This window comes from uncultured Shewanella sp. (assembly GCF_947497935.1).
Lineage (GTDB): Bacteria > Pseudomonadota > Gammaproteobacteria > Enterobacterales > Shewanellaceae > Shewanella.
Genome location: NZ_CANMIO010000005.1, coordinates 274,116 through 292,020 on the forward strand (window position 1 = coordinate 274,116; position 17,905 = coordinate 292,020).

Below are 17,905 nucleotides of genomic sequence, written 5' to 3' on the forward strand. Positions count from 1 at the left end.
TACTTCACTAATTTGGCCTTGAGATCTGCATATTCACAGGCTTTGGGTATATAATCCCTGCATCCGCGATTTAATCCAAAACTAAAAAATAAAATCCAATGACAAAACGATCTATCTACGTAGCCTACACTGGTGGCACAATCGGTATGCAAAAAACCGATCATGGCTTTGCTCCTGTTGCTGATTTTCTCACAGGCTGCGTCAAGGCGATGCCCGAGTTTTATCATGACGAAATGCCAAATTTTGTCATTAATGAATATTCGCCACTTATCGACTCAGCGAATATGAAACCGACCGATTGGCAGATGATTGCCGATGATATTAAAGCTAAATACGATCAGTATGATGGTTTCGTTATTCTCCATGGTACAGACACCATGGCCTTCACCGCATCAGCTCTCTCTTTCATGCTACAAGGCTTACAAAAACCTGTCATCGTAACAGGTTCGCAAATCCCACTAGCTCAACTTAGATCTGACGGTCAAACCAATCTGCTTAACGCACTTTATATCGCTGCCAACTATCCAGTTGCTGAAGTTTGCTTATTCTTCAATAACAAACTTTTTCGCGGTAACCGCACCACCAAGGCCCACGCCGATGGCTTTAATGCCTTTGCATCGCCAAACTTTCCACTGCTCTTAGAGGCTGGCATTAAAATCCGTTGGCATGCAGGCCAACGCGCTAAATTCGATCCCAAGGTTGAACTGCAAGTCGCTAAAATTAGCCCGCAACCTATAGGCGTAGTTACGCTTTATCCGGGCATAAACACTGAGATCTTCACAAATATTCTTCAGCAACCAGTAAAAGCGCTGATCTTGCTGACTTTTGGTGTTGGTAATGCGCCACAAACACCTGAGTTACTCAAAACCCTAAAAGATGCACAGGAACGTGGCATAGTACTAGTCAACCTAACTCAGTGTATGCAAGGTCGAGTCAATATGGATGGCTATGCTACAGGTAATGCACTAGCAGAAGCAGGCGTAACCAGTGGTTACGACATGACGACAGAAGCGGCATTGACTAAGCTGCACTACTTATTATCTACTGATATGAGCCCAGATGAGATCCGCACTGCGATGAAGAAGTCTATTGCGGGTGAGTTAACTGCTGATTAAGCAATTATTCAAACAAAAAGCCCGAAACGTTTGTCGTTTCGGGCTTTTTTATTTCTTGATATCAGTCATTAAAGCTCGTCTTGCTTAAACTCAGCGATCGATTCGCCTTTAAACTGCTTTTTAAGCTCTGACTTAGATAACTCGTTAACCTGCCCTGCACTATTAATAGTGAAGTGATCGGTCTGATTGAGTCTTCGCGCTTGATAGAGCATCACCACTTGCTGAGTCGATGAACGCTGCTCGGCAGTCAATACGCTACCATCTTCCCATTTACCCAGTTCAACAGCGCTTAGCAGGCGCTGATACACTTCGCTAGGCATGTCGTCGATAACTTTATTAATATCGGTCATACTTTCTTCCGTTTATGCAAAACGATCTGTATTCGAGTAATTAAATAGCCAACAAAGCCCAGTGAAAACGCACCAATCGCAATATACGATCTTGCACCTTCTGCAGGCTCTCCGCCCCAAAACCAAGTCACTACGCCACCAATAAACAGCGTTAATGCTAAAAAGCTCTGATTCATTAACTGATTAGAACGCTTGATGTGGCTAATCACTTTTAGGCTTTCATTGTCAGCAGAGATACTTGCCTTACAATGATTACACTCTTTAGCCATACTTGAGATGCGTTTATTACAGCTAGGACAATTAACTAAAGCCATTGGCTACCTCTTAGTGTACGTCTTAAGCCGACCGCTTGGGTCTTACTTAAGTTTATCAACTACTGCGTTCATCGCAATTAATGATGCTTCACCAAGGTAAATACAACGTTCTGGTGACCAGCCCGCCATTAAGTCAGGCATATTGGCATTGTCTTTAAATGGCATTTCTAGGGTGTTTGAGAGACAACCGAAGGTATGGGCAACCCAGTTCGACGCAACCGTTAAGTTCGCTTGACCAGGCTGATCTTTGTCATAGCCAAATTGATCTTGAAAATCTGGGCTAGCCATCAGTAATGCATCTACGAATGCTTGCTGGCGTGCCTCGTCTTTTTCAGTGAACGCAGGTACGCCTTCACAGCCTGCTAAAAATACGTATGGAAGACCTTCATCACCATGAACGTCATAAAACAGATCCACGCCAGTCTCTTTCATCTTGTTAACCACGTAGAGAACTTCAGGGCTCTTCTCTAAAGAAGGGGTTTTCCATTCGCGGTTAAGATTAGTACCAACAGCGTTTGTACGCAGATGGCCGCGAGCACTGCCGTCTGGGTTCATGTTCGGAACGATATAGAAGTTAGCCTTATCTAATAGCGCTTTAGCCGTCGGGCAATCACCATCAAGCAGGTTGTTCATTAAGCCTTCAACTAACCACTCGGCCATCGTCTCGCCTGGGTGCTGACGCGCAGTGATCCAGATGTTAGCTTTGTCTTCATCACCGTCGCCAATCTTAACCAAGGTCATGTCTCGGCCATCTAAGGTCAAACCTAAGTGCTCAAGGCTAACTTGTGGGTGAACTTGAACCGCAGCTAAGAGGTCTTGGTGACGCTCATAGCTATAAGGCGCAAAATAAGCAATTTGAATCGCGTCGCAGTCCAAGTCAACTTCAATAGATAGCTTACCGTCTTGGTATTGGGTCGGTAGTCTAAACCAATTTTGTCTATCGTAAGTCGCTACTGCTTGGTAATCCTCCCAACCTTTAGTGTAAGAAGCTTTGCCTGCATTAACGATATTCAGTGTGTATTGGTTACCCACCACACCTTCGAGTTTAAAGTTAAACCACTGAAAAAATTCACCACCTTCATCTGGGCGGATCGCTAACTGCACGTCATCTTTATTATCTAGATTGATAACTTCAATATTTCCACTATCAAAATTTGCGGTAATACGCATAACACTTCCTTTTACTTTTGCTGATACGGCATGACTATTACTGTTTGACGCTGCAAACAAGCCAACTCTCGTTCTTTGCGCTATAGAATAAACCAAAATGTGATAAGGAGCAGCCAAAACCCACTAAAAACCGCTAAATATCACAGCCATGACTATTCACATTCGACCCTAAAGCTGAATACAGAGCTTTACCCCTTACCTGAAATTCCATACAATCGCTGCAATTCGTAAAACAAGTGGGAAGTTAATCCCCTTGCAGTACCGCATTCGTTAAGGAACGGAGAAACTAATGACCCAAGCTAGACATTGTGAACTACTTATTCTGGGTTCAGGCCCTGCTGGCTATACAGCCGCAGTATATGCAGCTCGCGCAAATCTGAAGCCTGTATTGATCACTGGCATCCAGCAAGGTGGACAGTTAACTACCACTACTGAAGTTGAAAACTGGCCAGGTGATGCTGAAGATCTAACCGGTCCTGCATTGATGGAGCGTATGCAGAAGCACGCTGAAAAGTTCGAAACTGAAATTATTTTCGATCACATCAACGAAGTAAACTTGAACGTACGTCCTTTTCAGCTAAAAGGTGATAATGGCGAGTTCACTTGTGACTCTCTTATCATCTCTACTGGTGCTTCAGCTATGTACCTTGGCCTTGAGTCAGAAGAAGCGTTTAAAGGCCGCGGCGTATCAGCTTGTGCGACCTGTGATGGTTTCTTCTATCGTAACCAAAAAGTTGCCGTTATCGGTGGTGGTAATACCGCTGTTGAAGAAGCGCTTTACCTGAGCAACATCGCGTCTGAGGTTCATCTTATTCACCGTCGTGATAGTTTCCGCAGTGAAAAAATCTTAACCAAGCGTCTTATGGATAAAGTTGCTAATGGCAACATCATCCTTCACCTAGATAACACACTCGATGAAGTGGTTGGCGATCAAATGGGTGTAACTGGTCTTAAGATGAAGAGCACTAAAGACGGTGCGATTAAAGACCTTGAAGTTGCTGGTGTATTCGTAGCTATTGGCCACAAACCAAATACTTCTATGTTTGAAGGCCAACTTGATATGAACAATGGTTACATCAAAGTTGAAAGTGGCCTAAACGGCAATGCAACTCAAACTAGTATTAAAGGTGTATTTGCTGCAGGTGACGTAATGGATCAACATTACCGTCAAGCAATTACTTCTGCAGGTACCGGTTGTATGGCTGCATTAGATGCAGAGCGTTTCTTAGACGCGCAGTAGCATTAAGCAACACTATTCTTTTAAGAAAGCAGGCATTAAGCCTGCTTTTTTTGTGACTGTTAGATTCACTCTCAAGCGTACGACTATTCTTTTAGCTATTTGCCTTGAATTCATTGCCAAACAGCCCTCAGTGAGGTCAACTTCTTATGCTGGTTGGTAATAGTCATGTTATTTCAAAAGTGCAGCAGTGGTCATCATAAACTCGATTTTCATCCACAAAAAAAGGGAGCCCTAAGGGCTCCCTTTTTCAAAAGATTCTAAACTAATTACTTAGCTAAAGCGTCTTTTGCTTTTTCAACTAAAGTTGCAAATACAACTTTATCGAAAACAGCGATGTCAGCCAGGATCTTACGGTCGATTTCGATTGATGCTTTTTTCAAACCATTAATGAAACGGCTATAAGATAGACCATTTTGACGAGATGCCGCATTGATACGTGCAATCCATAGTTGACGGAATTGACGTTTCTTCTGACGACGGTCACGGTAAGCATATTGACCAGCTTTAGTTACTGCTTGAACAGCAACACGGTAAGTACGGCTACGAGCGCCATAATAACCTTTAGCTAATTTAAGTACTTTCTTGTGACGAGCACGAGCGGTTACACCACGCTTAACTCTAGGCATTGTTCATTGCTCCTTTAATTAAGCGTATGGTAGTTGACGTGCAATTGCTGGCACATCAGACTTAGCTACTTGACATTTTGCACGTAAGTGACGTTTACGCTTAGTGCTCTTCTTGGTCAAAATATGACGTAAATGGGCTTGCTTGCGCTTAAAACCGTTAGCGGTTTTCTTAAAACGCTTTTGTACACCCTTGTCTGTTTTCATTTTAGGCATTGCTAAAACTCCGCATTGGGACAATTAATAAAACGCAAGGCGAGCAGGAAACCTTAACAGGCCCCTGCTACTTTTATGGTTGCCTTACTATTTCTTTTTCGGCGCTAGAACCATTACAGCTTGGCGACCTTCCATTTTCGGGAAAGACTCCACGACTGCAATTGCTTCCAAATCAGCTTTGATACGGTTCAAAAGATCCATACCTAGGCTTTGGTGAGCCATCTCGCGACCACGGAAACGCAGCGTTACTTTCGCTTTGTCGCCGTCTTCTAGAAAACGAGTCAGGTTGCGTAGTTTTACCTGATAATCGTTTTCGTCTGTACCGGGACGGAATTTAATTTCCTTCACCTGTACAATTTTCTGCTTCTTCTTTTGTTCTTTTTGAGCTTTGGCTTTGTCAAAAAGGAACTTACCGTAGTCCATAACACGACAAACTGGCGGCTCAGCATTAGGACTGATTTCTACAAGATCTACGCCGGCTTCGTCAGCGATCTCTTGAGCTTCTCTAATGCTCATGATTCCCAATTGCTCACCATCAAGGCCGTTAAGACGGACTTCTGGCACACCAGTGATGAGTTCGTTAATTCTGTTTGGGGCCGCCTGGCGCCCTGCTGTTTTTTTGATCTTTATGACCTAATCCTCCAACAAATTGAGACTACGGAGCGAAATCTGGTTCTTGAGCTTAGAAGCAAATTCTTCGATTTGCATTTTGCCTAAGTCAACGCCTTCACGGGTACGCACCGCTACTTCCTTATTTTCCATCTCTTGATCACCAACGACCAACAGATAAGGCACACGCCTTAAGGTATGTTCGCGTATTTTAAAGCCTATCTTCTCATTCCTCAAGTCTTTAGTTGCACGAATTCCATGTTCTTTGAATAAATTAACGACTTCGTCCACATAATCAGACTGTTTATCGGTAATATTCATTACAACGACTTGAACTGGTGACAACCAAGCAGGGAATTTACCTGCGTACTCTTCAATTAGAATACCCAAGAAACGCTCTAATGAACCTAAAATCGCACGGTGGATCATAACAGGTGTTTGACGACTGTTATCTTCAGCAACATAAGTTGCACCTAAACGACCAGGTAACGCGTAATCGAGCTGCACTGTACCACATTGCCACGCCCTGTCTAGACAGTCATGCAAAGTAAATTCAATCTTTGGACCGTAGAACGCACCTTCACCCGGTAAAATTTCAAATTCGATGTCATTTGCTTTAAGAGCTTGCTTAAGCGCCTCTTCAGCTCTGTCCCACATCTCATCATCACCAATACGCTTTTCAGGACGAGTCGATAACTTAACTACGATGCTGTTAAAGCCGAATGTTTCGTATGTATCGTAAACCATCTTGATACACGCGCTTACTTCCTGCTGCACTTGCTCTTCGGTACAGAAGATATGTGCATCATCTTGAGTGAAGCCACGAACGCGCATTAGGCCATGTAAGGAACCTGATGGTTCGTTACGGTGACAACAACCAAACTCTGCCATACGTAATGGTAAGTCACGGTATGACTTAAGACCTTGGTTAAAGATCTGCACGTGACCTGGACAGTTCATAGGCTTAACGGCGTATTCACGGTTTTCAGAGCTTGTTGTGAACATGGCTTCTGAGTACTTGTCCCAGTGACCACTGCGTTCCCACAACACTCTGTCCATCATCAATGGACCTTTTACCTCTTGATAAGTGTATTGACCTAGCTTTTGACGAATAAACTTCTCAAGCTCTAGGAATAGACTCCAACCGTCGTTATGCCAGAACACCATACCTGGCGCTTCTTCTTGCATATGGTACAGATCTAACTGCTTACCAATTTTACGGTGGTCACGCTTAGCCGCTTCTTCAAGACGGTTAAGGTGAACTTTAAGCGCTTTCTTATCTGCCCAAGCGGTACCGTATACACGCTGCAACATCTTGTTGTCAGAGTTACCGCGCCAGTATGCGCCCGCTACACTCATCAACTTAAAGTTCTGACAGAACTTCATATTTGGTACGTGTGGACCACGACACATGTCGATGTATTCTTCGTGGTGATAAAGTGCTGGCGTAGAATCTTTTGGAATGTTCTCATCCAAAATAGCCATCTTGTAAACTTCACCACGTGATTCAAACGTATCACGCGCTTCTTGCCAGCTAACAACACGCTTATCTACCGCGTAGTTAGTTTTAGCAAGTTCAGCCATGCGCTTTTCTAGCGCATCGATGTCTTCCTGAGTCAGCTTATGATCTAAGTCGATATCATAGTAGAAACCATTATCGATAACTGGGCCGATAGCCATTTTGGTTTCAGGGAAAAGTTGCTTAATAGCGTGACCAAGCAAATGAGCGCATGAGTGACGAAGGATTTCAACACCCTCTTCATCTTTAGCTGTGATGATTGAAAGATCTGAATCGGTCTCAATCATATCGCACGCATCTTTTAGCTCGCCGTTCACGCGACCAGCGATACACGCTTTAGCAAGACCAGGACCAATATCGGCAGCAACATCTAAAGTAGAAACAGGGTTAGCAAACTCGCGTTTGCTTCCGTCAGGAAGTGTAATAACAGGCATGATTATTCCTTTTCCAGTGGTGACCCCTACGTAGGGCCACTTGGCTTTAAAATTAAGTATGGTTTTACGCCACTGGGACTAGACCTTACAGTAGTCTGTGTTTTCCAGCGCGCAAGCTGTCAATTCTAAGTGATAGGGACTGTATGATGCAAGTTTTCCGATACATTAGTTTTTCTTATCAACACACTAAAGTATTTAGGGTCTAATGTAATAAAAATAGTCACTTAACGTCACAGTTTGTTCACGTTAGCCAACTACTATGACCTCACCTAAATAAGGAGGTCGAAATGATTAATACATTGATGTTTGCCGCGGCGCTTTTTCAAGCCGAAATAAACCAAGTTAAACCCGTAACACAAGCTGATATAGATAAAAAAGTGATTGCTACTCAGATAGAAACTGAACTCAACAATGCCTTGGAACAGATGACACTGTCTTTGTTAGAAGAAAGCTCAGCCCTAAAGGAAGTAGAAACAGACGCCGAACTTGTTGAATTCAATTCACTTCAAGGCAGTAAGTTGACTCGCTTAGAGCAAGAAACCCGTCGTCTGTAACATGGGGAAAATGATACTTGCGACTTCTATTCACTCACACCTATGGCTATGATGTCCTAACAAAGGCTAATAGCTGACTCGTCGTTCTATTTTAGCCACCTCTTCTATCTGTAAAGAAAATGGGCAAAATATGACAACTTGGGTATTAGTGACTGGAGCAGCAAAACGGATCGGACTCGCGATTGCGTCTCAACTCCATGATGATGGTTACAATATAGTGATCCACTATGGGCAATCGACAGATCAAGCCCAGAGACTATGCGACAAGCTAAACACTAAGCGCGCCGACTCTGCAATGATAATGCAGGCCGACTTAGCCAATAGCGATGCAATCGACAGACTCGTCGCACAAATAAACTCATCCTCTATTAATCTCTCTGTCCTTATCAATAATGCTTCTTGCTTTTACCCGACTCCAATAGGAAAAACCTCTTTTATTAAAGCGCAGCAACTGCTTGCCACTAACCTTATCGCACCTTATCTGTTAGCAGAAAAACTCAGCCCGTTACTTGAAGCAAATAATGGCTGTGTGATTAACCTTTTGGACATCCACGGCAAGCGCCCACTAAAAGATCATGGACTATACTCTATATCAAAGGCTGCACTTGAAATGGCCACCTTGTCACTGGCTCAAGAACTCGCTCCCAATATACGTGTTAATGGCGTATCACCCGGCGCTATTTTATGGCCAGAGCAATCCGGCGAACAATCGCAACAAGCCGTGTTAAGTGCTATCCCGCTGGCTAAGCTTGGTCAAGTTGACGATATTGCCAGGCTTATTTCTCATTTAGTGAGCGCGCCTTATATCTCAGGCCAAGTAATTGCCGTAGATGGAGGGCGAAGCGCTGTAGGTTTTATGGGAGCGTAAATATGCGATTCATCAACAAGACGATTAGTTGCCCCCATTGTGGGCATCACCAACATATCAATATTGATGCAACTTGTGGTGATCAGGATTACTACGAGGACTGTCGAGTATGCTGTAATCCAATCCATATGAGATTACACATGGATGAAGCGCAGCATAAAATTGAGTTTTTCATTGATTCAGACGATGAGCAAATCTATTAAGCAGATCTGCTCATCATTTTTTGATACGGAAGCAAGCGTCAGTTATTGTCGAAACGTTTGGCAAGTACTCGCTCAACGGTGTCGACAATGGCTTGGGTTTGACTGTCTATCTCTATGTTAATTTTATCGCCCTTAACATAGCTGTCTAGATTGGTCAGTTTTAACGTTTCAGGAATTAAATGCAGCATAAAGGAGTCAGCGGTCACCTCTCCTACCGTCAAACTGCAACCATTTACACCCACAAAACCTTTATACAGAATGTAATTCATCCACTTAGGCTCAACTCTCAAACGAATGTCATAATGCTCATCAGTGACACTCACCAAATCTACCTCTGCCTGAGTGTGAACATGACCCGATAAAATGTGACCACCAATCTCACTACCGAAAGTTAATGAACGCTCTATGTTAACCTGTGAACTAACTCTCAGTTTTGATAGGTTAGTTAGCTTAAGGGTCTCTTCCATTACATCGAAAAACACCCTATCATCTTCTATTCTTGTGACTGTTAAACATACACCGTTATTTGCGACACTTGCCCCTAGTGAAAGTCCCTCGCGCAAATCCGGCCCAATTGCGATTTGTAGCGTGTTTAAGCCTGATTTCTTATCTATCGCCAACACTTCGCATGTTGCTTGAACTATACCTGTAAACATCTTATCTCTCGTTAGTATATTAAGGGCTGTACCCATGAACCATTCTGGCTTTCAAGCCAAACGCTTAGTCCAATTAGCGCTACCAGTGCTTATTGCCCAAGTCACACAAACCATGATGGGATTTATCGATACCGTTATGGCTGGCCGTGTTAGCGCGGTCGATATGGCCGCAGTTGCGATCAGTGCCAGTCTTTGGCTACCAGCATTATTGTTTGTTCAAGGCTTATTAATGGCCTTTACACCAGTGTTTGCTCACCATCATGGTGCCGATAATCAAAAAGCAATTCAACCATTAGCTTTTCAAGCAAGTTATATTGCCATAATTGGTAGTATTGTTGTGGTGCTTATCCTCTCATTTGCAGAGAATATTTTTACCATGATGGATCTCGAACCTGAAATGGCAAGACTCGGTGTCGGTTATCTAAACGGCTTCATGTGGGGCGTACCTGCATTCGTACTCTATCAAGTCTTAAGAGGCTGTAGCGAAGGCATTTCTTATACCTTACCGACTATGGTGATAGGTTTTGTGGGACTCGCAGTCAATATCCCGGCTAACTACATCTTCATTTATGGTCATTTTGGTATGCCAGCAATGGGAGGTGCAGGCTGTGGTATCGCAACGGCGTTAGTGTTCTGGGCAATGTTTATCGCCATGATCATCTACATGCAGCTACATAAAAAGTTTACAGAACTTGCTCCATTCAAATCTTTTCACATGCCTGACCTAAAAGTCATGTTTGACATGACAAAACATGGCTTCCCTATTGCTATGGCGCTGTTTTTTGAAGTGAGTTTATTTGCAATCATTGCTCTACTATTAGCCCCTTTGGGCGCAACGGTGGTAGCAGGCCATCAGATTGCACTTAACTTTTCATCAATCGTATTTATGTTACCGCTGTCTTTGGGCATAGCAGTATCGATTCGTGTCGGCTATTACTTAGGCCAAGACAAGCCTGAAATTGCAGCGCTAGTTACCAAGCTCGCATTGATTATCTCGTTTTCACTCGCGGCTTGTACGGCAGTGATCACCATCTTATTTAGAAATGAAATTGCGCTTCTATATAACGATAATCCAGACGTGATCACCTTAGCTGGCAGCCTAATGTTCTTCGCCGCTATCTATCAGTTATCTGATTCGGTACAGGTGGTTACTGCTGGTGCACTACGTGGTTATAAAGATACTCGCAGCGCATTTTATATCACGCTGGTTTCATACTGGGGCGTGGGAATGACCTTAGGTTATACCTTAGCACGCACCGATATTATCGTGCCGCATATGGGTGCTCAAGGTTTCTGGATAGGCCTAATAGCAGGCTTAACAACTGCGGCGGTTTTGTTTGCTGCGCGCTTACGCTACGTTCAAAAACAAGGTGTAGTGCACTCAGCAATTTAATCCGATGCCAACACCTAGCTAGAAATAAAAAGGCTATCTCACAAAGAGTTAGCCTTTTTCATTTTAAAGCCTACAAACTTCTAGTAAGCCAGTATATTTTGTACAAACTGAGGAAAACCGGTGTCAGTGTTTCGAAGGTCTTTGGACTCGTTTTTGGATAGAAGACACCTATTCATATCTACAACCTGACTCAATGTATTCAGCTCACCTTATGCTAGCCAGCTTATGCCTTTCTTACCCTATCTAAATCTCTTTATCTTTAAGCCGACAGGACAGCCTCTTCTCTAAGATTGAGAATCAACAATCTAACACTCTTTGGCTATCAGCTCATGAGCTCAAATCATGTTCAATTACCGAGTCAGTAGTAACATACTGAAATAAGAAGTAAAAAAACCCAGTTGATATCTTATGTCAAACTGCTAATAAAAAGACTGTGGAAAATAACAGTCTTTTTCGTTTTCCATTTTCGGTGTGATCTTTACCTCGTTTCCCCCCTCATTTAATCGCTATATTCTCGGCCACTTAAGGGCGTCATGCGACTTAATCGGGAACGTGGTGAGACTCCACGGCTGTACCTGCAACTGTAAACAGAGCGAAGCATTATTACCACTGGTGTAACCGGGAAGGAATGCTTCTAGATGCTGTAAGCCAGGAGACCGACCCATAAGCACTATTGACTCAAGCGGGTTTCTTGAGCAAATAGACGATGCAGGTTGCTGTTTCCGCATAATAAGCACACCTATATTTTCTATTCGTCGATAAAAAGAGTCATTCAAGACTTAATACGACGCATTTTCCCGCAAATTTCTAACTCAAAAAATAATTAAAAGGTTAATCATGAGTTTTAAACTGCGACTATCAGTACTAAGCATTGCTATATTTCAAACATTTTCTGCTCAGGCAGCAATCCCAGCTAATCCTGATATCGAGACGATAACTGTCACTGGCGATCGCTTTGACACCGCACAAGAGCAACAACTCGCGGTTGTGAATACGATTGAACGTGAAGAAATAGACAGATTAAGTCCTAAATCTGTAGCAGATTTACTAGAAACACTACCAGGTGTGAGTGTGACTCGAAACGGCGGTGCGGGTCAGTCTGCCTCTATTAGTATGCGCGGAACTAATTCTAGCCATGTGTTAGTCCTAGTGGATGGTGTACGAGTTGGGTCGGCAACGCTTGGCGCCGTTAGCTTCAACGCATTGTCACCTGAGAACATCGAACGTATCGAAGTCGTTAAAGGCCCGAGAGCGGCAATATGGGGTAGCGATGCAATTGGCGGTGTGATTCAAATTTTCACCCGTAAACTTGAAGGCGGTGAATGGTTTGCATCAGCTGAATACGGCAGCGATGAATATATGCGCGCCACTGCAGGTGCAGGCATTAGCCATGGTGATGGCCACACCAGTATCAGCGTTAACCACGAGCAAAGCGAAGGTTATAACGTTAAAAATGACGCTGAAGATGATGATGACGGCTATGACCGTATTGGCGTAAGCATTAACGGTGAGCAAACGTTAAGTGAGCTTTGGTCGCTTAACTGGAATGGACAGCTAGAAACAGGCCATTATGAATATGATAACAGCCGCGCCAATGAAGCTGATTATGACAATTACCTTTGGAGCCTTGGTGCGAAGTTTGAAAACGAAAAGCTAACCATTAAATTAGCACTTGCCCAGTCTCAAGATAAAAATGAAAACTTCCGTTCTGACGTAGATGACTACCCGGTAACGCTTTATAAAACAACACGGGATCAAGTCAATTGGAGCAACAAATATCTAGCCACATCAAACTTGACCTTTATTGGTGGTATTGACTGGACTAAAGAGTCAATTATCGGTGATTACGCCGTTGATGAGCGTGATATCACAGGTATTTACGCCCTTGCACGCTACCAATATGGCAAGTTATTGCTTGAAGGTATTGTTCGCTATGACGATGTTGAAAACATCGCCAGCGAAACCTCTTATAGCGGCAGTGCAGCTTACCAATTTAACGACCAATGGCGCCTTGCTGTTAGTACAGGTACTGGATTTCAAGCACCTACCTTTAACGACCTATACTGGCCAGGAACCGGTAACCCAGACTTAGTCTCTGAAACATCAGAAAACTATGATATTACCCTTCACTACTCAAACGATAACCTCCGCGGTTATATCAGCCTATACCACAACACCATTAACAACCTTATTCAATGGGCACCAACACCTGAGTTAGATGAAAACGGCTATGAAATTTGGAAGCCTGCCAATATTCAAAGCGCAGAGATCACCGGAGTCGAATTATCGCTCAACTACAACACTTGGGGAATTGAGCATCAATTGGGTTATAGCTATGTTGATGCGATCGACAAAGAAGGTGATGAACAACTTGATGGTCGAAGTGAACATGAGTTTGATTATGCAATGAGCTACAGCTGGGATGCAGTCGATGTTTTACTTAACTACCACTATCAAGGTGAACGTAAAGCATCAAATGACTACCTAGATCCTTACCATCAAGTCGATTTAAGCATCGGCTACAAAATTGCTGAGGCATGGCAGCTAAGACTCAAAGCCAACAACCTACTGGATGAAGAGATCATTTCTGACAGAAATTACTTCAGTCCAGGTCGTCAACTGTTCTTAAGTGTTAGTTACCAAGCATTTTAATTTAGATTAAAACAGATAGCGCCGATTGTATCGGCGCTACATTGGATCCCAGTAATGCAAATTACCGCTCAAAACAACTCCCATATGGAAGTTAAGCAACTAAGTTGGTCAACATCGACTAAAAAGGTGCTAGACAACTTAAGTTTTACCATCGAAAGAGGCAAGTTCGTTGGGATCTTGGGACCTAATGGCGTAGGAAAATCCTCACTTTTACGCTGCATGTATAAGTACATGAGTCCAGATAGTGGAGAAGTGTTATTCAATAATCAAAATATCAAGACTATTTCACACAAGAACTTTGCTTCCAAAGTTGCAGTCGTGCTGCAGCACACTCCCATCGGCTTCTCTATGACAGCAAGGCAATTGCTCGCAACAGGCTTAATTAATCAACAAAAGTGGTGGCAACCCATTAACCACAGCGCCGAAAAAATCGAAATAGATCGTGTGCTATCCCTAGTGGGCCTAACGAGTAAGGCTGATCAAATATTTGAATCCCTTTCTGGTGGGGAACGTCAACGTCTGCTTATTGCCAGAGCACTATTACAAAAACCAGAGATCTTACTGCTCGATGAGCCCACAAATCATCTAGATGTTGGCTATCAACTCGAGATCTTAACCTTAATAAAAAGCCTTGAGATCACTGTGGTGGCTACGATTCATGACCTTAATTTAGCCAGCGCTTTTTGCGATAAATTACTCCTGTTGAGAGAAGGCAAATTGATCAAGAGTGGTTCCCCTGCACAGGTATTAACGCCAGCCAGTATCGAGACGATTTACGGCATCAAAACCGAAGTAGACAGACATCCTCACGGCTGCCACCCAAGAGTCACCTATCACTTTGATGGAGGACGAAATGCGGCTGTTTAATCCAAAATTATTATTACTGGTACTCATTCCCTTAGCACTCCTCTCTCCTTTAACAGCTATTGCTTTGGGCACAGCTGACATTAGTCTTAACGAAGTGATAGGCGCGATTTCTCGTACCTTAAGTGCACAATTTGATCCACAAGTAAGTACTTCGCTCGCTGATCGCATCATCATTGAACTCAGAATGCCGCGCGCAATATTGGCGATGATCTGCGGCGCAGGCCTCGCAGTATCGGGTTCGGTCTTGCAAAGTGTTACCAAAAACCCGCTAGCCGACCCTTACCTGTTCGGGATCTCTGCTGGTGCATCACTAGGCGCAATTCTTGCCCTAACTGGCGGCTTGACTCTGCTCCCTTTGCCTATTAGCGCGTTTTTAGGTTCATTAATCGCCGTTGCAGTGGTGATCGTAATGGCTAAAGATGGTCAGGTAGAAACACTCGTATTATCGGGTGTCGCCATTTCGTTTTTACTCTCATCAATAGCCAATCTCATTCTCTATTTTGCCGATCCGCAAGCAATGCAAGCCGTACTGTTTTGGTCTATGGGCAGCTTTAGCAGAGCAACCTGGAGTTCTTTGGCTGCACCAGCGTTAATTGTATTCATCGCAACCGTCATTATTTACCAGTTTCAGCGTCCCTTACAGGCATTGATGGTTGGTGATGAAAGTGCCCATACCCAAGGCGTTGCTGTGCTACCGCTGCGTTTAGGCATGTTACTCCTTACCGCTCTTATGACTTCATCATTAGTCGCAACTTGCGGTGGTATTGGTTTTGTCGGCCTTATGGTTCCACATATCGTACGCATGCTAATTGGCTCAGCCTCTTCGAGTTCTCTTATTGCTACAGCTTTGCTCGGCGGCATTTTAATGGTGTGGGTTGATCTATTTGCTCGATTACTGCTGCCATCACAGGAACTGCCTGTTGGTGTCATGACGGCCATGTTAGGCAGTCTGTTTTTCATTGGGTTGTTGGTTAAACGTAAGCAAGGATTTAGATAGATGAAGCAATTAGTTATTGGCGGTGCTCGCAGTGGTAAGAGTCGTCTAGCACAAGAATATGCTGTCACTTGGCAGGCTCAGACCCAAGGTGACGTCATTGTTATCGCTACCGCAGAGGTAAGCGAAGGCGCAATGGCGAAACGTATTGCCCATCACAAAAGTCATCGCCCTAAAGGCTGGCGAGTTATCGAAACCTGTTTAGATCTACCTCAAGCGCTAATTGAACACAGTAAATGCAACAATCTTATCCTTGTTGATTGCTTAACTCTGTGGTTATCCAATTGCTTACTGAGTGAGGTTAGCTGGCAACAGCACAAACAAGCTCTGCTCGCGGCGATGACACAATTGCCTGGAGAAGTCATTTTTATCAGTAATGAGGTGGGTCAAGGCATTGTGCCCCTTGGTGAACTATCGAGGGAATTTGTCGATGAGTCTGGCTGGTTACATCAGGCTCTAGCTAAGCAAGTCGATAAGGTCACTATGGCGGTGGCTGGTTTACCGCTAGTGTTAAAGTCGCCAGCCCAGACTCTGCTTGAGCCTATCTGTGAACAAACAAGTTCAGTTAACACTCACGCTGCAATAAATCAGTCGATGGAGGCCTAAGATGAAATCTGCATCTTCTGCGCTTTCTACTACGAAATATGCCACTATGGCTATTAGCCTGTGTCTTGCACTCGGTGTCAGCTTACCCGTCAATGCAGAGAAACAGCCTCGTCTTATCGTGTTATCTCCCCATGCGGTAGAGATGATATTTGAGATAGGCGCAGGCGACTCTATCATTGGCACGGTCGAGTATGCTGATTACCCCGCTGCGGCGAACGATATTCGCCGCATCGGTCGACACGATTTTATCGACTATGAAGCGCTAATGCTGCTTCAACCCGATGCGATTATTGTCAGCAGCACTACCACTGCCAGCATGCAGTCACGACTAACAGAGCTGGGGTTCACTCTGGTTGATGCGAGCGTTAAAGATCTTAAGCAGATCCCAGAGCGTCTTATTGAACTGGGTAAATTAACAGGCCATAACACTGAGGCGAATAACAGTGCCGAAGCGTTTAATCAGACTCTTACCCAGCTGAGAGACACCTACCAAGATAAGGCGCCAGTTAACCTCTTTTACCAAGTCTGGCCAACGCCGCTTACGACAACGGCTAGCCCTTGGATGAATGAGATCTTTACAGGTTGTGGCGCTAATAACGTGTTTTCAAATAGCGTCAGTGAATATCCTCAAGTGAGCCTTGAGCAAGTGCTCTATTCCACTCCAGAAGTCATCATTAAACCTGTGTATCACGGTAATGCCGATCAAGAGTCCGTCAATTGGGCAAAGTGGCCAGAGATCCCAGCCGTGGCCAACAATCACATCATTACCATTGAAGGCGATCTAGTGCATAGAACTGGGCCTAGGGTTTTACAAGGTATGGAGCTGGTATGTGAAATCATCGACAAAGTCCGTCGCGCTAAGCAGAGTCCTGCTGAGCCTCTCATTAGTAGCCAAGTGAATAGTCCAAGCAATAATAAGCACGCGCCAACCGAGGGCTCATTATTATGATCAGCCTATATCTTGGTGGTGCAAGAAGCGGAAAATCTGGACTTGCCGAGCAAGAAGTCATAAATGCCGCATTACCCACGACGTATATTGCCACCGCCACCGCGAGTATTTCGATGGCATCGCGCATCGCCTTGCATCAGGCTCAACGCCCCAGTGAGTGGTCAACACGAGAGGTACCATTGGAGCTGGCAAGTAGCCTCAAACAATTAGACGGCAAGCAGAGCATCATTATCATCGATTGCCTTACTCTATGGCTAACTAACCAATTGATGGCCAAACAGGAGTCTGTAGAGCACGACTTGATGCAGCAGATAGACTTGCTTTGCCACACGCTGGCCTCGCTTGAAAGCCACATCGTATTAGTCAGTACTGAAGTCGGTCAAAGCTTAATCCCAGATGATGCAATGAGCCAAGAATTTGTTCATTACAACGGACTGATGCACCAGAAAATTGCCCTGCTCGCCGACAAAGTCTTTTTTTGCCAAGCCGGTATCGCGCTTAACTTAAAAGATGCCAACGTTACAAGAGGCTGTCAGTCCCAATTATCACTATCTCAACAGCTGGGTGCCTAAG

At 44.1% G+C, this 17,905-nt stretch carries 20 protein-coding genes and 1 riboswitch; of the genes, 12 read left to right on the forward strand and 8 right to left on the reverse strand.

Features of this window, described 5'->3' with window-relative positions; genetic code table 11:
• The first annotated feature begins 98 nt into the window (after window positions 1-98).
• Window positions 99-1,115, forward strand: coding sequence for an asparaginase (ansA, locus tag Q1A86_RS08180; RefSeq protein ID WP_299805203.1), 1,017 nt, complete (start codon window positions 99-101; stop codon window positions 1,113-1,115).
• A gap of 68 nt (window positions 1,116-1,183) precedes the next feature.
• Here ansA and Q1A86_RS08185 read toward each other — a convergent pair whose 3' ends face one another.
• From Q1A86_RS08185 to Q1A86_RS08195, 3 genes are read right to left on the reverse strand one after another with little or no spacing between them, the layout of a single operon-like run.
• A complete protein-coding gene (locus tag Q1A86_RS08185) occupies window positions 1,184-1,465 on the reverse strand; it encodes a DUF1315 family protein (RefSeq protein ID WP_299805205.1) in 282 nt (93 codons plus the stop codon).
• A complete protein-coding gene (locus Q1A86_RS08190; protein WP_220763881.1) occupies window positions 1,462-1,779 on the reverse strand; it encodes a zinc ribbon domain-containing protein in 318 nt (105 codons plus the stop codon). Before Q1A86_RS08190 ends, Q1A86_RS08185 begins: the two co-directional genes overlap by 4 nt.
• A gap of 42 nt (window positions 1,780-1,821) precedes the next feature.
• The gene (locus Q1A86_RS08195) at window positions 1,822-2,949 is read right to left on the reverse strand and encodes a M14-type cytosolic carboxypeptidase (RefSeq protein ID WP_299805211.1); all 1,128 of its coding nucleotides are present in this window, start codon (window positions 2,947-2,949) and stop codon (window positions 1,822-1,824) included.
• Window positions 2,950-3,238: 289 nt separating this feature from the next.
• On the opposite strand from Q1A86_RS08195, the gene trxB reads away from it, so the two are divergent.
• The gene (gene trxB / locus Q1A86_RS08200) at window positions 3,239-4,189 is read left to right on the forward strand and encodes a thioredoxin-disulfide reductase (protein WP_299805214.1); all 951 of its coding nucleotides are present in this window, start codon (window positions 3,239-3,241) and stop codon (window positions 4,187-4,189) included.
• Window positions 4,190-4,455: 266 nt separating this feature from the next.
• Here the strand turns inward: trxB and rplT are convergent, their stop codons facing one another.
• From rplT to thrS, 4 genes are all read right to left on the reverse strand, one after another.
• The gene (gene rplT / locus Q1A86_RS08205) at window positions 4,456-4,815 is read right to left on the reverse strand and encodes a 50S ribosomal protein L20 (RefSeq protein WP_012155496.1); all 360 of its coding nucleotides are present in this window, start codon (window positions 4,813-4,815) and stop codon (window positions 4,456-4,458) included.
• Window positions 4,816-4,833: 18 nt separating this feature from the next.
• Window positions 4,834-5,028, reverse strand: coding sequence for a 50S ribosomal protein L35 (gene rpmI, locus Q1A86_RS08210; protein ID WP_012155497.1), 195 nt, complete (start codon window positions 5,026-5,028; stop codon window positions 4,834-4,836).
• Window positions 5,029-5,115: 87 nt separating this feature from the next.
• Window positions 5,116-5,658 carry a translation initiation factor IF-3 gene (infC, locus tag Q1A86_RS08215; protein WP_299805337.1) on the reverse strand — a complete coding sequence of 181 codons (543 nt, stop codon included), beginning with the start codon at window positions 5,656-5,658 and terminating at the stop codon, window positions 5,116-5,118.
• Between the two features lie 3 nt (window positions 5,659-5,661).
• Window positions 5,662-7,590, reverse strand: a complete 1,929-nt coding sequence (gene thrS / locus Q1A86_RS08220) for a threonine--tRNA ligase (protein ID WP_299805219.1) — start codon at window positions 7,588-7,590, stop codon at window positions 5,662-5,664.
• 287 nt (window positions 7,591-7,877) lie between these two features.
• Between thrS and Q1A86_RS08225 the strand changes: the two genes are divergently transcribed.
• From Q1A86_RS08225 to Q1A86_RS08235, 3 genes are all read left to right on the forward strand, one after another.
• Window positions 7,878-8,144 (forward strand): hypothetical protein, encoded by a 267-nt coding sequence (locus Q1A86_RS08225; protein WP_299805221.1) that lies wholly within the window; start codon window positions 7,878-7,880, stop codon window positions 8,142-8,144.
• A 130-nt stretch (window positions 8,145-8,274) separates the two neighbouring features.
• Complete coding sequence (locus Q1A86_RS08230) at window positions 8,275-9,012, forward strand: pteridine reductase (protein WP_299805224.1); 738 nt, start codon at window positions 8,275-8,277, stop codon at window positions 9,010-9,012.
• Between the two features lie 2 nt (window positions 9,013-9,014).
• Window positions 9,015-9,215, forward strand: coding sequence for a CPXCG motif-containing cysteine-rich protein (locus Q1A86_RS08235; protein ID WP_012277111.1), 201 nt, complete (start codon window positions 9,015-9,017; stop codon window positions 9,213-9,215).
• Between the two features lie 38 nt (window positions 9,216-9,253).
• Here Q1A86_RS08235 and Q1A86_RS08240 read toward each other — a convergent pair whose 3' ends face one another.
• Entirely contained in the window at window positions 9,254-9,871 is a 618-nt protein-coding gene (locus Q1A86_RS08240) for a riboflavin synthase subunit alpha (protein ID WP_299805231.1), read from the reverse strand.
• 34 nt (window positions 9,872-9,905) lie between these two features.
• Here Q1A86_RS08240 and Q1A86_RS08245 point away from each other — a divergent pair, with 34 nt between their 5' ends.
• The 7 genes from Q1A86_RS08245 to cobU (Q1A86_RS08275) all read left to right on the forward strand — a co-directional run bounded on the left by Q1A86_RS08245 (window position 9,906) and on the right by cobU (Q1A86_RS08275) (window position 17,904).
• Window positions 9,906-11,264, forward strand: a complete 1,359-nt coding sequence (locus tag Q1A86_RS08245; RefSeq protein WP_299805233.1) for an MATE family efflux transporter — start codon at window positions 9,906-9,908, stop codon at window positions 11,262-11,264.
• Window positions 11,265-11,773: 509 nt separating this feature from the next.
• A riboswitch (cobalamin riboswitch) is annotated at window positions 11,774-11,944 on the forward strand.
• 157 nt (window positions 11,945-12,101) lie between these two features.
• Entirely contained in the window at window positions 12,102-13,916 is a 1,815-nt protein-coding gene (locus tag Q1A86_RS08250) for a TonB-dependent receptor (protein WP_299805235.1), read from the forward strand.
• Window positions 13,917-13,970: 54 nt separating this feature from the next.
• Entirely contained in the window at window positions 13,971-14,783 is an 813-nt protein-coding gene (locus tag Q1A86_RS08255) for an ABC transporter ATP-binding protein (RefSeq protein WP_299805238.1), read from the forward strand.
• Window positions 14,770-15,780 (forward strand): iron ABC transporter permease, encoded by a 1,011-nt coding sequence (locus Q1A86_RS08260; RefSeq protein WP_299805239.1) that lies wholly within the window; start codon window positions 14,770-14,772, stop codon window positions 15,778-15,780. The genes Q1A86_RS08255 and Q1A86_RS08260 overlap by 14 nt, the downstream gene beginning before the upstream one ends.
• The gene (gene cobU / locus Q1A86_RS08265) at window positions 15,781-16,383 is read left to right on the forward strand and encodes a bifunctional adenosylcobinamide kinase/adenosylcobinamide-phosphate guanylyltransferase (protein WP_299805242.1); all 603 of its coding nucleotides are present in this window, start codon (window positions 15,781-15,783) and stop codon (window positions 16,381-16,383) included.
• 1 nt (window position 16,384) lies between these two features.
• Window positions 16,385-17,332 carry a cobalamin-binding protein gene (locus Q1A86_RS08270; protein ID WP_299805244.1) on the forward strand — a complete coding sequence of 316 codons (948 nt, stop codon included), beginning with the start codon at window positions 16,385-16,387 and terminating at the stop codon, window positions 17,330-17,332.
• Entirely contained in the window at window positions 17,329-17,904 is a 576-nt protein-coding gene (gene cobU / locus Q1A86_RS08275; protein WP_299805246.1) for a bifunctional adenosylcobinamide kinase/adenosylcobinamide-phosphate guanylyltransferase, read from the forward strand. Before Q1A86_RS08270 ends, cobU (Q1A86_RS08275) begins: the two co-directional genes overlap by 4 nt.
• Window position 17,905: the final 1 nt, after the last annotated feature.

Excerpts from the sequence above, each read along its gene's own strand:
- Q1A86_RS08230 (WP_299805224.1), top strand. The coding sequence starts at position 8,275 with ATGACAACTTGGGTATTAGTGACTGGAGCAGCAAAACGGATCGGACTC.
- thrS (WP_299805219.1), bottom strand. The coding sequence starts at position 7,590 with ATGCCTGTTATTACACTTCCTGACGGAAGCAAACGCGAGTTTGCTAAC.
- Q1A86_RS08240 (WP_299805231.1), bottom strand. The coding sequence starts at position 9,871 with ATGTTTACAGGTATAGTTCAAGCAACATGCGAAGTGTTGGCGATAGAT.
- Q1A86_RS08270 (WP_299805244.1), top strand. The coding sequence starts at position 16,385 with ATGAAATCTGCATCTTCTGCGCTTTCTACTACGAAATATGCCACTATG.
- Q1A86_RS08185 (WP_299805205.1), bottom strand. The coding sequence starts at position 1,465 with ATGACCGATATTAATAAAGTTATCGACGACATGCCTAGCGAAGTGTAT.
- Q1A86_RS08245 (WP_299805233.1), top strand. The coding sequence starts at position 9,906 with ATGAACCATTCTGGCTTTCAAGCCAAACGCTTAGTCCAATTAGCGCTA.
- Q1A86_RS08195 (WP_299805211.1), bottom strand. The coding sequence starts at position 2,949 with ATGCGTATTACCGCAAATTTTGATAGTGGAAATATTGAAGTTATCAAT.
- Q1A86_RS08235 (WP_012277111.1), top strand. The coding sequence starts at position 9,015 with ATGCGATTCATCAACAAGACGATTAGTTGCCCCCATTGTGGGCATCAC.
- Q1A86_RS08260 (WP_299805239.1), top strand. The coding sequence starts at position 14,770 with ATGCGGCTGTTTAATCCAAAATTATTATTACTGGTACTCATTCCCTTA.
- Q1A86_RS08250 (WP_299805235.1), top strand. The coding sequence starts at position 12,102 with ATGAGTTTTAAACTGCGACTATCAGTACTAAGCATTGCTATATTTCAA.
- trxB (WP_299805214.1), top strand. The coding sequence starts at position 3,239 with ATGACCCAAGCTAGACATTGTGAACTACTTATTCTGGGTTCAGGCCCT.
- rplT (WP_012155496.1), bottom strand. The coding sequence starts at position 4,815 with ATGCCTAGAGTTAAGCGTGGTGTAACCGCTCGTGCTCGTCACAAGAAA.
- Q1A86_RS08225 (WP_299805221.1), top strand. The coding sequence starts at position 7,878 with ATGATTAATACATTGATGTTTGCCGCGGCGCTTTTTCAAGCCGAAATA.
- Q1A86_RS08190 (WP_220763881.1), bottom strand. The coding sequence starts at position 1,779 with ATGGCTTTAGTTAATTGTCCTAGCTGTAATAAACGCATCTCAAGTATG.
- cobU (WP_299805242.1), top strand. The coding sequence starts at position 15,781 with ATGAAGCAATTAGTTATTGGCGGTGCTCGCAGTGGTAAGAGTCGTCTA.
- ansA (WP_299805203.1), top strand. The coding sequence starts at position 99 with ATGACAAAACGATCTATCTACGTAGCCTACACTGGTGGCACAATCGGT.
- Q1A86_RS08255 (WP_299805238.1), top strand. The coding sequence starts at position 13,971 with ATGCAAATTACCGCTCAAAACAACTCCCATATGGAAGTTAAGCAACTA.
- cobU (WP_299805246.1), top strand. The coding sequence starts at position 17,329 with ATGATCAGCCTATATCTTGGTGGTGCAAGAAGCGGAAAATCTGGACTT.
- rpmI (WP_012155497.1), bottom strand. The coding sequence starts at position 5,028 with ATGCCTAAAATGAAAACAGACAAGGGTGTACAAAAGCGTTTTAAGAAA.